A 14,695-nucleotide genomic window follows, 5' to 3' on the forward strand; every position below is an offset into this window, starting at 1 on the left:
TGCTGTTTTTTCGAGTGACGATTATAATTTTAATTAAAATTTACTTGCTACTTTAGCTGCTTCTTCAAGACCTGCAGCGATGATTTCTTCTGCTTTATCTGGGAATTGGTTATGTCCTTCAATAACTACTGTTTCCATGTTTGTTGCGCCGAAGAAGCCCATCATACTTGCTACATATTTAACAGCCATTTCTACCTCAGCTGCTGGACCTTCTGAATATACGCCGCCTCTTGCATTTAATAATGCAATCTTCTTATCTCCAATTAGGCCAACTGGACCCTCTGGCGTATATTTGAACGTTTTACCAGCACGGTTTAAATAATCAATATATGTGTGCAATACTGCTGGAATCGTTAAGTTCCATAATGGGAAGCCGAAAACAACTTTATCAGCTTCTAGGAATTGATTTAAATACTTATCAGCAACTGCTACTGCTTTTGCTTCTTCTTCTGTTAAATCAAATCCTTTACCTACCTTGAATGTACCATTAATCATGTCTACGCCTACGTATGGTAATTCTTCTTTATATAAATCAAGTTCTACTACTGTATCATTTGGGTGTGCTTCTTTATAGTTTGCTAAAAATGCCTCATATAATTTTACACTAACTGCTTGTTCCGCTGGACGGTTATTTGCTTTAACGAATAAAACTGTTGCCATTATTTATTCCTCCTAGTACTCACTCTTATGTTGTTATATGCTTTCAAAAAAGGTATCCCTTGTAATTGTTGTTTTGTTGCTTACAAACATATTTTATCTTTATATAAAGACAATTTCGTCCTCACATAGACGTATTTTTCCATAAAAAAAGTCCACCTTCTAAAGGCGAACTTGGTCTTACGACTTTCGTCTTATACAATTCCATTTTTAACTGCATATAATGCCGCTTGCGTACGATCAGATAAATTCAACTTACTCAAAATACTACTTACATGCGCCTTAACCGTCTTTTCTGTAATAACTAAAACAGATGCAATTTCCTTATTGCTCATCCCTTTCGCTAATAGCTGCAATACTTCATTTTCTCTCGCTGTTAGCACATCCACTTGAATAGAAGATTCTTCTTCCTTTTCTTCTACAGGTAATGTTTGAGAGAGAAGAGCATTTGCTATATCCGGATGTAATTGAATATTACCTTTATATGCGCTTCGAATAGCCTCAACAAGCTGATCTGGTTCTACATCTTTTAAAATATACCCACTTGCTCCAGCCCTTAATGCAGGTAACACATGCGCCTGATCAGAAAAGCTAGTTAATACAATTACTTTCACATTTGGATACTCTTTTTTTATATATGCCGTCGCCTCAACACCATCCATTTCAGGCATATATAAATCCATTAATATAACATCGGGATTTGTTTCTCCTACTTTCACTAACGCTTCTTTCCCATTATTCGCTTCTCCAACTAACTCTAAATCTTCCTGTGTACTTAAGAAAAATGCTAATCCTTTTAAAACGACTGTATGATCATCAACTAACAATACTTTTATTTTCACAAACTTCCCTCATTTTCACATCATAATGGTACATTTACTTTTACGCTCGTTCGTTTATTACTACTTACAATTTTAATTGTTCCACCAACTAATTCTACTCTTTCACGCATCGTAGTCATACCTAGTGATTTCTTTTCTTTTATATTCTTTTCCACAAAGCCCTTTCCTTGATCAACTATTTCTAATGATACATTTTTCTCATTCACTGTAAAATAAATCGTCGCTTCTTTTACACCTGCATGCTTACTTACATTGTTCAGTGCTTCTTGGCCTATGCGCCACAAAGCTTCTTCTACTACACGAGGTAAATCACGAACACCCGTAACTTGCTCCCTAATTTTCAGTCCCAAATTTTCACCGTACTGCTTTAGAGCTGGCAATAATCCTTTTTCTAATCCTGCCGGACGAAGCTGCCAAATTAATGTCCTCATTTCTTTCAAAGCTCCTTGCGCAAGTTCACGCATCTCATGCAAAGATTGATCTACCTTTTCATTTTTACCTTTTAAAACTGCCTCGGCGCCTTTTGTCATGAAGGTTAATGAAAATAATTTTTGCGAAACAGAATCATGTAAATCTCTTGCTAACCGATTTCTTTCTTCCATTCGTACAAGTTCACGGCGCTGCTCGTTTAACCTCAAATTCTCTATTATTAACGAAACATGGTTCGATAATGCTTGAATTACATCTATTGTATTAGCATCAAACTCTCCATTATTCAAACTAACACATAAAACACCAAATATATGGTTTTGAATATGTATTGGTGTAGCAATAACAGCTCGATTTAGATGTACATTATGTCCTATTTGATGTTTTATTAGAACTGGTTCATCTTGTTCTAACGCCTTCTTGGCCGCCTCTTTTACATCCTCTTGTAACTCTTCCTGAACGTAAGACGCTCGCAGAGATAATTCTTTTTCCTCCCTAATAAAAAGCGCTACTTGATTCCATTGAAATACTTCACCTACGTGATTTACCACCTTTTCAGGTAGTACATTAAACTTATGAATCATTTTTAAATCTTGAATGAAACGCTCTAATTTCACATAATAATGTGCTCTTCTCTTTTCATTTTCATATAATTTTGTTCGCTTTAAAGCCGTACCAATTTGGAAGGCAACCGATTGGAGTAATACTAATTCTTCTTCTGAAAAATGTGTTTTACCCGGACTTGCAACATTTAACACCCCAAATTTTTCTCCCCCAGCTTTTAAAGGAACCGTAGCATGATGAAGAATGCCCTCCGTATCCCCCCAATTATATTCAATTGCATTATTAATTCTTTTACATTCAATAATATTAACGGCTCTCTCCAATTTTCCATCTACAAAACCTCGTAAACACCAACATTCACCTTCGCACATCGGGCGTTTATTTTCATATGTAAGTGCCTCTGGTAATTGATAATCAATTAACTTCGTATACTTACCATTTTCATCCGCAAGAAAAATCCATCCTGTCGTTAAACCTGTTACACTTAGCAATTTCTCGAGGACAGCTTGCAATACATGATATGTATCATTTGATGTATTTAATGTTTCTGCAATTTCCTTTAATATAACTAATTCATTCGTACGATTATCTCGAAACATACTCAGTCTCCTGCATACAAGATTTTAAATAACTCTTAAAATAAATCATCTACTTTTCACTTTGTACTTATTCGTAACATTGATATAATGGTGAAAACATAGTTTTCATTATATCACTCGAGGGGGCTTTCATAATGACATTAAATAAAGCACTTACTATCGCTGGTTCTGACACAAGTGGCGGTGCTGGTATACAAGCAGATTTAAAAACATTCCAAGAACTGGGCGTATACGGAATGACATCTCTTACAACAATCGTAACGATGGATCCACATAACAGTTGGGCACATAACGTATTTCCAATCCCAGCTTCTACATTAAAACCACAATTAGAAACAACAATTGAAGGTGTTGGCGTAGACGCTTTAAAAACAGGTATGCTTGGATCAGTAGAAATTATTGAAATGGTTGCAGAAACAATCGAAAAGCACAATTTTAAAAATGTAGTAGTTGACCCTGTTATGGTATGTAAAGGTGCAGATGAAGCATTACACCCTGAAACAAACGATTGCTTACGTGACGTTCTTGTGCCAAAGGCATTAGTTGTAACGCCAAACTTATTTGAAGCTTACCAATTAAGTGGTGTGAAAATTAATTCTCTTGAGGACATGAAAGAAGCAGCGAAGAAAATCCACGCTTTAGGTGCCAAATACGTACTAATTAAAGGCGGAAGCAAACTTGGTACGGAAACTGCAATCGACGTCCTATATGATGGAGAAACATTCGAACTTCTAGAATCAGAAAAAATCGATACAACCAATACACACGGTGCAGGTTGTACATATTCTGCTGCAATTACAGCAGAACTTGCAAAAGGAAAACCTGTGAAAGAAGCAGTAAAAACTGCTAAAGAATTCATCACAGCTGCTATTCGTTACTCATTCAAAATTAACGAATACGTAGGTCCAACTCACCATGGTGCATATCGTAAATTCGTTGTATCAAAAGAACTTGTCTAATATATAAATAAAAACACTCACAAGGTTCATACATTGCCTCTGTGAGTGTTTTTTATAAGCTTTATGTCTTCCGGTCATCTTATCTTTAAGATGCAGAGCTGACCTTATTTCTACCATTTCGTTTCGAGTAGTATAACGCATCATCCGCCGCTTGAATAAATCGCTCTGATGCCCCTTCATACTCTGAAACCCCTACCGAAACTGTAATTTTTATTTTTGTTCCATCTAACAATTCAAATGAATGTTTTTCAACAGCTATACGAGTTTGTTCCCCAACATGAATTCCATAAGCCATTCCTTTCCTTGGTATCAAAAGCGCAAACTCCTCTCCACCCTTTCGAAAAACCAAATCCGGAAATGCTGACATTTCTCGCAAAATATGACCTACTTGTTTTAACACTTCGTCTCCCGCTGGGTGCCCATACGTATCATTTACATGCTTAAAATGGTCAATATCTATAAGTAGTAAACAAAGTGAATCGTTTTTCAAGTGTTTATTACTAATATGACGATTCATCTCTAAATCAAACTGTCTTACGTTTCCTAGACCTGTCAATGCATCTATCGTTGCGTATTGCTTCATCGTTTGAAATAGCTCATTGGATTGTAAAACATAATTTGCACTTATGAATGTTATGTAACCTGTAATAATACTAGAAATTAAATATAATCCCACTATGTGGATCTCTTTAATTAACCATATATATAACGCTGGGATTAGAATAGATAAAATATATGCGTGTAACCATACCCACTTTTCCCCTAAAGAAAGCTTCATACGCGAAATAAAGATACTCCCTATTCCTATCGCAATGATTGTATAAAAGGCCACTTGAGAAGCTAATGAATAATCCATAAACAACAGTCTAGTTACTAAAATCATAATAATTGTTATGGTACTCGCTATCGGCCCTCCAATAATAACAGCTAGAATAACAGCTAAGTAGCGTAAATCCAATAGGATGGTACCAACACGAACACCGAAATACATTAGTAATATACCTAGTATCCCAGTAAAAATGCCTACTACACATTTCTGCCCAAAAGAGAATCCTTCTTTTAACGGCTTATCTCTTAAAAGCTGACCTCCAACAAAAATAAAGGAAAGAATAATTGTTGTATTTACAAATAAGTCCCTTAACATAAAATGATCTCCTTACTTTTCTATCTATCCCTTTCCTTACTTTATTGTATACGAAATCCCTATAATTCCCAAAGTTTTTATTTATTTTTTGCTGTTCCACGTGAAACAGCAAAAAATAAAAAGGGCGAAAACTCGCCCTTTTCATTAACAACAGCGTGATATTTTTCCACCCTTTGCGTTAAATCTTGCTTCTTGTGCCTCAGCAAAAAATTGCTTTTGACATAAAACCTCTTCTTCAGGATGATGCTTTTTCATATGCTCCACATATACTTCATAACTTGGTACCCCAACGAGCAAACTAATAAAGCGCTTCCTTTCCCCCCATACTTGCCACAGCTTTTTAAGCATAGTTCCTCGACTCACTTTCATCTCTAGGAATATATGGTGCCTCTTTTAACGGCATTGGCTTATTTCTTAATACTTGTATCCAAATTCGAAGTGCTGAAATTAACACAGCGATTACAACTATCATAAAAATCCCACAAAGCGCTGCATCAATATAATCATTGAAAATAATTTGCTTCATTTGAGCGACATTTTTAGCTGGCGCTAGCACTTTTCCCTCATCTAATGCTCTCTGAAATACCTTTGCATGCGATAGAAATCCAATTTTAGGATTTTCATGAAATAGCTTTTGATACCCCGCCGTCATTGTTACAATCAGCAACCCGACAGTTGGAATAAGTGTTACCCAAACGTACGCCTTTTTTCCCATTTTGAACAAAATTGTCGTTCCAAGTAATAATGCAATACCTGCTAGCATTTGATTTGCAATACCGAAAAGTGGCCATAATGTATTAATTCCACCGAGCGGATCTATTACCCCTTGGTATAAGAAATATCCCCACCCTAATACACATAATGTTGTAGCGATTACATTTGCTAATGTAGAATCCGTTTTCCCAAATGGCTTATATACATGCCCTAAAATATCTTGAATCATAAATCGGCCGACACGCGTTCCGGCATCAATCGTTGTTAAAATAAATAGGGCTTCAAAGAGAATCGCAAAATGATACCAAAATGCCATCATGGCCGTTCCACCTATTACTTGTGAGAAAATATATGCCATACCTATCGCTAATGTTGGCGCACCACCTGTACGTGATAAAATCGTTTGCTCTCCAACATTTACAGCGAGATCTTTTAGTTCATTTGGTGTAATAGCAAATCCCCATGAGGAAATAACTTGAGCTGCCTGCGAGACATCTGTACCGATAAGTGCTGCGGGACTATTAATTGCAAAATACGTTCCCGGTGTTAATACACAAGCTGCAATCATCGCCATCGCTGCTACAAACGACTCCATTAACATTGCTCCATAACCGATTGGCTGTGCGTGTCCCTCTTGCTCAATCATCTTCGGCGTCGTACCTGATGAAACAAGAGCATGGAATCCAGACACTGCACCACAAGCAATAGTAATAAATAAGAAAGGGAATAGGTTTCCAGAGAACACAGGACCAGTTCCATCAATAAATTTCGAAACTGCTGGCATTTGTAAATCTGGTGCTACAATTAAGATACCGATTGCTAACCCTACAATTGTTCCGACTTTTAAAAATGTACTTAAATAATCACGTGGTGCTAAAAGCATCCAAACTGGTAATGCAGATGCAATAAATCCATATACAATAAGCATAATAGCAATTGTTTCACCACTAAATGTGAACATACTTGCAAGTGTTGGATTTTCTGCTACATACTGTCCTCCAACAAGAGATAAAATAAGTAGGATAATACCAATTACTGATCCTTCTCCAACACGACCAGGCCTAATATAGCGCATATAAACTCCCATTAAAATAGCGATAGGAATCGTTGCTGCTATCGTAAACATTCCCCAAGGACTTCCGATTAGTGCCTTTACTACGACCAACGCTAATACTGCTAATAAAATAATCATAATTCCTAAAATACCTATCATTGCAATTAGTCCTGTAACAGGTCCAATCTCATCTTTAATCATTTCTCCTAACGATTTACCATTACGTCTCATTGAAGCAAATAAAATAACAAAATCTTGGACAGCCCCCGCAACAACTACCCCAACAATAATCCAAATGGTCCCTGGTAAATATCCCATTTGTGCCGCTAAAATCGGTCCTACTAAAGGTCCCGCTCCAGCAATCGCTGCAAAGTGATGTCCAAACAATACCCACTTATTTGTTGGAACATAGTCTTTCCCATCATTTAATGTATGGGCTGGTGTTTGCCGATTATCATCTAAATTAAAAACCTTTCTCGCTATAAATCTACTATAAAAGCGATAAGCAACTGCATATACACATACGGCAGCTACTAAGAGCCATACAGCATTAATGGTTTCACCTTGTGATAAAGCTATTACCCCAAAAGCACCTGCTCCTACTGCTGTAATAACGCCCCAAAGTAAGATCGATTTCAATGTCTTCACATACAATTCCCCCAATACTATTTCTTAGTGGAGATTGTACTAAATTTTCTGAATATTTAACTTGAATCCTCCCTATCATGAAGGATTTTTAGTTTATCATGTTAAAATACTCTCATTATCTACTATAATTCAATGTTATTTCGAAGGCGTTTTACATAATTACGACTGACTGGAATCGGTTGCTCATCATACCTATCTAAATACAAATTATACGTGCCATTATAATAAGGTTTCAGTTCTTTTACATATGACATATTAATTAAATAGCTTTTATGTACACGTAAAAAATCATATGCATTTAGCTTATTTTCTAATTCCTGAAGTGTATATGTTGAAATATACTGATTATTCGTTGTGTAAATTGAAACAGTTTTATTTTCTTTATTTTTACTTACATATACGATATCTTCTGGAAGAATATATCGTATGCCCTCTTGACTTTCTATCGGTAGTTTTCGCAAATAACTCTTTGCTTTCTCGCCTTGTTCTTTACCTATTTTATATAAAAGAAATTGTAAATCTTCTTCACGAAATGGTCGCAATAAATAATAAAATGCTTGGAAACGAAAAGCTGTAATAGATTCTTCTATGTTTTCACCTACAAAAATAAATTTTGTATAGCAATTTATTTCTCGTAATAAACTTGCATATTCAAAACCAGTACCATCTAGTAATTTGGAACTTAAAAAAACAAAGTCTGGTATATGTTTTTTCATCATAAATAAAGATTCTGTTCCTGTCTTTGCTTCAAAACATTCTACATTTCTCATATTTTCAGTGAAATTTTCAGCTAACTCTCTTCTCTCTTCTGCCTCTTCCATAATCAGTAAAATTTTCATTTCTTCAACCACCTAATTCTTTGTCCATATGTCCTGTTGTATACATTCGCTTTTATAAGAAATAATCCCTTTTTCTTACTATACCATTATTTATCTAAAAAAACAGAAAAAAGGAAACCCCTTCGGTTTCCTCTCCCCCTTTATCCTACATTAACTGCCTAGAAAGAGCCGAGTAGTGTAGGGTAATAAACGATCAGGCATACATTTAAAATTTCACTTTATACTAATTCTCGTTGCTTCGTTTCTTGTCCAAGTATTACTACAGCGAATACACCAATTAAGATTGATCCGCAGAAAATCGTAAATATTAATGATAGTGAAGCTTCTGAGGCAACTAAATACCCCACTAATAATGGTCCAAGAATACCACCAATACGCCCAAACGCTGCTGCCATTCCTGCACCTGTACCACGAATAACGGTTGGATACTGCTCAGGTGTATAGGCGTATAATGCTCCCCAAGCACCTAAGTTAAAGAAGGATAGTAACATACCTGCCACGATTAATACTGTTAATGAATCCGCAACCCCAAACAAATAAGCACTGCAAGCTGTCCCAATTAAATACGTAACCAAAACAAATTTACGACCGAGACGTTCAATAAACCAAGCAGCGGTGAAATACCCTGGAAGTTGAGCTAACGTCATAATAAGTACGTATTGGAAACTTTTTATTAAACTAAATCCTTTTAGCACCATTACACTCGGTAACCAAAGGAACATTCCATAATAGGAAAAGACAACACAAAACCATAGAATCCATAGCATAATTGTTGCTTTACGATATTCCCCAGACCAAACTGATTTTATATTTTCAATAACAGATGGTCTTTTTTTCACTTTTTGGAACCTTGGGGAATCCGGTAAATTCCATCTTAAATATAAAGCATATAGTGCTGGAACTGCACTCAATACCATCGCAACTTCCCAACCATATTTCGGAATAACAAAATACGAGATAAGAGCTGCAATTAGCCATCCACCTGCCCAAAAACTTTCTAATAACACAACAATTTTCCCACGCTCATGTGCTTCAACACTCTCTGATACTAGTGTAGAGGCAACCGGAAGCTCTCCGCCAAGCCCCATACCAATTACAAAGCGTAAAACGAGAAACATCGCAAGTGTCGTCGTTAACGCAGTTAAACCACTACCGATAGAAAATAATAATAATGTAATAATAAAGACTGATTTTCGCCCTATTTTATCTGATAGTATCCCAAAAATAAGCGCTCCTACTGCCATACCGATTGAGTTAATACTGCCTATCCAGCCCATTTCTTGCGTACTTAATCCCCAATCCTTTTGCAAGGCTACCATTACAAATGAAAGCATTCCAACATCCATTGCATCAAATAGCCATCCAAGCCCAGCTATACCAAGTAGTTTGCGCTTCGAAATTTCTTTTACCTTGCCCACTAGAAGTCCTCCTCACACAGGTGTCTTTACACATCATTTTACATGTGTGAATTGTATAAGTAAAATACTTTTGTGTAAAAAATTCTCCTTCATCATTCCCAAAAAGTAAAACGTCTATCCCGATTGGTGAGAGCTAATAATCAGTGGGGATGCCTCACTAATTAAAGTTTCAATTTATTAAAAATGAACAAATAAAAAAAGCAGCGATATTTCGCTACTTTTTCGAACGCATTACTTCTTTTAAAAATTCCGCTAATACTAACTGACGACGCCAGCGTGTTGGATTACTGCATAATCTATAAAACCACTCTAAATGAATCGCTTGAATCCATTTTGGTGCACGTTTTACCTCTCCAGCCCATACGTCTAAACTTCCACCCACTCCAACAGCCATTTTCGTTTCTAAACGATGCTTATTGTTTTGGATAAAGTTCTCTTGTTTCGGGAAACCAAGTGCAACAAGTAATAAATCTGGTTTTGCTTCTTGAATGCGAGAAATAATATTCTCTTCGTCTTCTTGTTTAAAATAACCATCTTGTATACCGGCGATGGATACAGCTGAATATGTCTTTGTTAAATGATCTGCTGCAGCTTGTACAACATGCGGCTTTGCACCTAATAAGAAAACAGATACCGGCTTACTATCTTCAGATAACTTCGCAAGTAAATTACACATTAGATCAAAACCTGCTACACGTTCTTTTAAAGGTGTACCAAGCATCCCGCTTGCCTTTACAACCCCAATACCATCAGGTGTAATTAAATCTGTATTCAATAATGTTTGATAGAACTTTTCATCCTTTTTTGCGCACATAACAATTTCAGGGTTTGCTGTTACTACCTGAAACGTATGAGTTCGCTCCGCTTCTAGTTGTTCTTTTAAATATTGGACCGTTTCATCCATTGTCATTGTAGAAAAAGGAACGCCTAGAATATCAACTGTTTGTACTGCCATAGTTAACTATCCTCTCTATCATTACAAGTTTTTCGCTATTAATTGCTTATATGTTTCCTTTGTATCTTCATATAGTTTTTGAAGTGAGAAGTTCATAGTAGCATGCTCATAAATATGTTTACCCATTGCTGCTAACTCTCCAGTTTTCCACTTATCATATGCTTCTTCTAAAGCTAATGCTAATGCCTTTCCATCACCTGTTGGCACAATCCATCCGTAAGTTTCATCTACGATTAATGGTTCAATTTCTCCAGCCCTAGTCACAATTGATGGTACGCGTTGATTTGCCGCTTCTAATAAAACTAATGGGAACCCTTCACTATGGGAAGTTAATAAATTTACATGTGACGACGCAAATAATTGTTTTACATCTTGACGATGTCCTAAAAACTCTACTTTATCGTTAATCCCTTTTTCAGTAGCTAATGACTTTAGATTTTCTTCTAATGGGCCATCGCCAACTAATAATACTTTAATTTTCTCTAATTTTGTTTGTTGTAACGCATCGAATAAAACTTCATGTCCTTTGACAGGATGTAATCGTGCTACTTGGATTGCTGTAAATACATCTTCATCAATATTGAACATTTCTTTTTTATTATAGCCTTCTGCTTTTTCCTTATCGTATTCAATTCCATTATAAATAACATACATCTTTTCATTTGAAATACCTAATGCTGCCAGGCTTTTTTTTAATCTATTTGTTACAACGAAAAATAAGTCTATATTTTTTAAGGCTTTCAAATTTAATTTCGTAAAAATCCAACCTTTTAAGCCCTGTTTAGTAAAGTCTTGAAATGGATCACTATGAATAGTCGTTACCCATTTTGCCTTTATTCTCTTTTTCATTAAAGAAACATAGAAATTAGCCCTAGGGCCATGTGTATGAACTACATCAAATTTTTCTTTATTAATAAATTCACTTATATTCTTTAAAATGGATAAATCATAGCGCGATTTTTGTGAAAACACATGGACTTTTATCCCTAACTCCCTTGCTTCCTTCGCAACAATTCCATCTTCAAATACTGCTAATTCTACTTCACCAGTTGGAAACTGATCGAGAAGTGAAATAATATGTGTTTTCCCTCCCCCATCTTCTGCTCCTGCATTCATATGCAATATTCTCATATTTTTTCCTCCTTTAAATCCTCGCTACGTTTCCATCTATTTTTATTTTACTGTACTAAAAAATAAAAGCTAACAAAAGTTAGCTTTTATTTTTATCATTCAATTTCTAGGTCTACTATTAGATAAGCTAACACCACTACAAAGTAAATCCCAACTCCTGGTGCTGTTAAAATATGTCCTGCAATATAAGCAATACCTAACGCTAACAATAAGCTTGCTGAAATCATTCCATATTTTATATTGAATATGTCCTTAAATCTCGTAGCAAATGCTAGTAAAATTCTTAGCCCGTAATAAATAAATGGAATCATTAGTAATACAAAGCCAATAATCCCGAAATCATAAAACCAATCATGGAAGTCCATTTCAATTAGTTTTGGATCTGGCTGCTTTTGTTCATTGTATTTAAAGTTACCTGCATAACCCATTCCTAATAACTTTTGTGACATTGGCGCTTCTTTAAAGAACTGCTTATGTCTTTCTTCATATACTTGACGTCCACTGAAAATAAGATTTTCTTGATTTTCTTTCTTTTGCTCTTTCTCAAGCTCTTTCTTAACTTCCTCTTCTATCTTCGCCTTTTCTTCTGGCTTTTCAACTTTATGATGATTTTCTTCTTTTGCTTTAAGTTCTTGCTCTTTTTTCAGCTTCTCTTTAATTTCTTTTTCTTTTTGACCTTGCTGTGCCACATTTTGCTCTGATAAATAATTATTGTGAATACCCATATTTTGTGCTAATGGTGTTTGTTTAAACGTCCCAACTACACCAGCTAATAGGACCATAGCAATTACTGCATTAAGCGCAAGGGATTTTTTGTTCGGATTTTTTCTATCAAATAATAATTGTAGTACAATGATTCCGATTGCTGCCCCTAACGTAGCACCAATTGAGCCCATTCCAACTTTTGTACCGACTTGAATTAGCGAATAAATCATTAAAAGTGATGGAATCCAATATAAAATGTGTTTCCAGCTCTTTGTTTTTTGAATAGAATATAGTACCACAATAGGGAAAATAATAGCTAAGATTGAACCTAGTTCATTCCCTGCATAGAACCAACCTCGAGAACCAACCTTCATCCATTCATAACTACCAAAGTCAGTAGATGTTGAAATAGAAATAACCATAATTGCGTTAATGATTAATGTAGAATATACAATACTATTTCGAACCTTATCACTAATATTAACTGTCTTTTTCAATGATTTTAAAGCTAAAATGTATGATCCCAGCATGATATATATATATAATGCTTTCGCAACGAATTTAACCTCTTCACCAAGTACAATAGGATTTTTAACTAGTTTGTTATTAATAAACCCTATCCCTAAAACTCCGGCTAATAATATAAGATAAATTAAAAACTTTCTATTTTCCTTCTCTTTTGCCTGAATTAAAATGTAAATACCACCAACAGCCATAATAAGGAATCTTACTAAAATTCCAACGGTAGCATTTGACTTTAATAAAGTTATGCTAAGAGACGTTAATAAATCTAAAACAGGCTGTAAAATAATAAAAAAGAGCAAAAAATGCTCAAATCTAACCCTAGCTTGATTTGCTAACATTCCAAGACCTCCATACAAAATCTTAACATTATCTTTTAATCATAATTTTTTATCATTCAAACACACCTAGCAATTATAACATAACTCATATTCAAATCGAGAACTATTTTTCCAGCTAAAACTAGCCAGGACAAGTATTAATAAGTAATAAAAATCATCGCCCTTTAGCTATACTCCCCTATTTTTACAAAATCTATCTAACAACCATCCCCTTATTTTTGTCAGTATATACATATTTTTTTATCATTTTATACAAATATAAATATCTCACCTCTAATTGTAATATTTTACCAAATTAACAACATCAAAAAATGTAAAATTAATCTTTTCATATCTTTTTCAGATTACTTTATGGTTATTTTCCAAACATTTTCAAACGCTTTCTTTATGAATTTTATCCGTTTTTCTACATGTAGCGAAAAGTAATTGTTATTTCCAATACTTTAGTGTATATTTTTTCTCTGGAACATCTTTAAGAGGAAGGGATTAAGGCCATGTTATTAATCGATATATTTACGTTTCTTGGCATTATCGCCGCTGCCATTTCTGGTACATTAGTTGGTTTAAAAAAAGATTTAGATTTATTTGGTGTCCTTTGTTTAGCTGTAGCCACTGCGCTCGGCGGCGGTATTATTCGTGATATCATGATTGGTAACCTGCCCCCTGTCGCATTTGTAAAACCCATTTACTTTTTCGTAAGTGTATTATCAGCATTATTTACTTGTATGTTTTTTGAGCGTATCAATAAACTTCAAGTCGTTATTATGCTTTCTGATGCTGTTGGCTTAGGCGTTTTTACAGCTATTGGTGCAAATGCGGCAATGTCACATCATGTTGACGCCTCATTTCTAGTTGTTTCAATGGGAGTCATTACAGGTATTGGAGGCGGTATTTTGCGTGACATTTGTGCTCAAGATATCCCTTACGTATTCCGAAAAGAGATTTACGCAATCGCTTCTATCTTAGGAGCAATTAGCTTCCTAATTACACACGCTATGGGGGCGCACGTATTAGCTTTCTATGTTTGTTTATTAGTAACATTCGTTATTCGTGTCGTCACTGTAATATATAATGTGCATTTCCCTGTCTTCTTTAAAACACATGCTAAAATTAATAAAGGCCATTAAGAGAATTCTAGATAGAATTCTCTTAATTTATATACTATTCAACGAAC

General features: G+C 35.1%; 13 protein-coding genes. 2 read left to right on the top strand and 11 right to left on the bottom strand.

What is annotated here, in order from left to right:
* Positions 1-33: 33 nt before the first annotated feature.
* From C3Y97_RS27260 to C3Y97_RS27270, 3 genes are all read right to left on the bottom strand, one after another.
* Complete coding sequence (locus C3Y97_RS27260) at positions 34-660, bottom strand: FMN-dependent NADH-azoreductase (protein ID WP_000246735.1); 627 nt, start codon at positions 658-660, stop codon at positions 34-36.
* Between the two features lie 191 nt (positions 661-851).
* Positions 852-1,499 (bottom strand): response regulator, encoded by a 648-nt coding sequence (locus C3Y97_RS27265; protein ID WP_000695801.1) that lies wholly within the window; start codon positions 1,497-1,499, stop codon positions 852-854.
* Positions 1,500-1,519: 20 nt separating this feature from the next.
* Positions 1,520-3,091, bottom strand: coding sequence for a GAF domain-containing sensor histidine kinase (locus C3Y97_RS27270; protein ID WP_000488138.1), 1,572 nt, complete (start codon positions 3,089-3,091; stop codon positions 1,520-1,522).
* Positions 3,092-3,225: 134 nt separating this feature from the next.
* Here C3Y97_RS27270 and pdxK point away from each other — a divergent pair, with 134 nt between their 5' ends.
* Entirely contained in the window at positions 3,226-4,050 is an 825-nt protein-coding gene (gene pdxK / locus C3Y97_RS27275; RefSeq protein ID WP_086404465.1) for a pyridoxine/pyridoxal/pyridoxamine kinase, read from the top strand.
* 85 nt (positions 4,051-4,135) lie between these two features.
* Here the strand turns inward: pdxK and C3Y97_RS27280 are convergent, their stop codons facing one another.
* The 8 genes from C3Y97_RS27280 to C3Y97_RS27320 form a co-directional block, all read right to left on the bottom strand.
* Complete coding sequence (locus tag C3Y97_RS27280) at positions 4,136-5,194, bottom strand: GGDEF domain-containing protein (protein WP_086404466.1); 1,059 nt, start codon at positions 5,192-5,194, stop codon at positions 4,136-4,138.
* A 144-nt stretch (positions 5,195-5,338) separates the two neighbouring features.
* The gene (locus C3Y97_RS27285) at positions 5,339-5,542 is read right to left on the bottom strand and encodes a YbdD/YjiX family protein (RefSeq protein ID WP_000914503.1); all 204 of its coding nucleotides are present in this window, start codon (positions 5,540-5,542) and stop codon (positions 5,339-5,341) included.
* Positions 5,535-7,610: a carbon starvation protein CstA gene (cstA, locus tag C3Y97_RS27290; RefSeq protein ID WP_000854314.1), complete on the bottom strand. Its 2,076-nt coding sequence runs from the start codon at positions 7,608-7,610 to the stop codon at positions 5,535-5,537. Before cstA ends, C3Y97_RS27285 begins: the two co-directional genes overlap by 8 nt.
* A gap of 122 nt (positions 7,611-7,732) precedes the next feature.
* Positions 7,733-8,449, bottom strand: coding sequence for a LytR/AlgR family response regulator transcription factor (locus C3Y97_RS27295; RefSeq protein WP_000698256.1), 717 nt, complete (start codon positions 8,447-8,449; stop codon positions 7,733-7,735).
* A 218-nt stretch (positions 8,450-8,667) separates the two neighbouring features.
* Positions 8,668-9,867 carry an MFS transporter gene (locus C3Y97_RS27300; RefSeq protein WP_074554296.1) on the bottom strand — a complete coding sequence of 400 codons (1,200 nt, stop codon included), beginning with the start codon at positions 9,865-9,867 and terminating at the stop codon, positions 8,668-8,670.
* A 214-nt stretch (positions 9,868-10,081) separates the two neighbouring features.
* A complete protein-coding gene (locus C3Y97_RS27310) occupies positions 10,082-10,822 on the bottom strand; it encodes a WecB/TagA/CpsF family glycosyltransferase (RefSeq protein ID WP_000290747.1) in 741 nt (246 codons plus the stop codon).
* 21 nt (positions 10,823-10,843) lie between these two features.
* A complete protein-coding gene (locus tag C3Y97_RS27315) occupies positions 10,844-11,953 on the bottom strand; it encodes a glycosyltransferase family 4 protein (protein ID WP_086692531.1) in 1,110 nt (369 codons plus the stop codon).
* Positions 11,954-12,048: 95 nt separating this feature from the next.
* Positions 12,049-13,521 carry an O-antigen ligase family protein gene (locus C3Y97_RS27320; RefSeq protein ID WP_000880755.1) on the bottom strand — a complete coding sequence of 491 codons (1,473 nt, stop codon included), beginning with the start codon at positions 13,519-13,521 and terminating at the stop codon, positions 12,049-12,051.
* Positions 13,522-14,015: 494 nt separating this feature from the next.
* On the opposite strand from C3Y97_RS27320, the gene C3Y97_RS27325 reads away from it, so the two are divergent.
* Positions 14,016-14,648, top strand: coding sequence for a trimeric intracellular cation channel family protein (locus C3Y97_RS27325; protein WP_000924371.1), 633 nt, complete (start codon positions 14,016-14,018; stop codon positions 14,646-14,648).
* Positions 14,649-14,695 lie beyond the last annotated feature (47 nt).

The organism is Bacillus sp. DU-106 (genome assembly GCF_004799705.1).
Taxonomy (GTDB): Bacteria; Bacillota; Bacilli; order Bacillales; family Bacillaceae_G; genus Bacillus_A; species Bacillus_A cereus.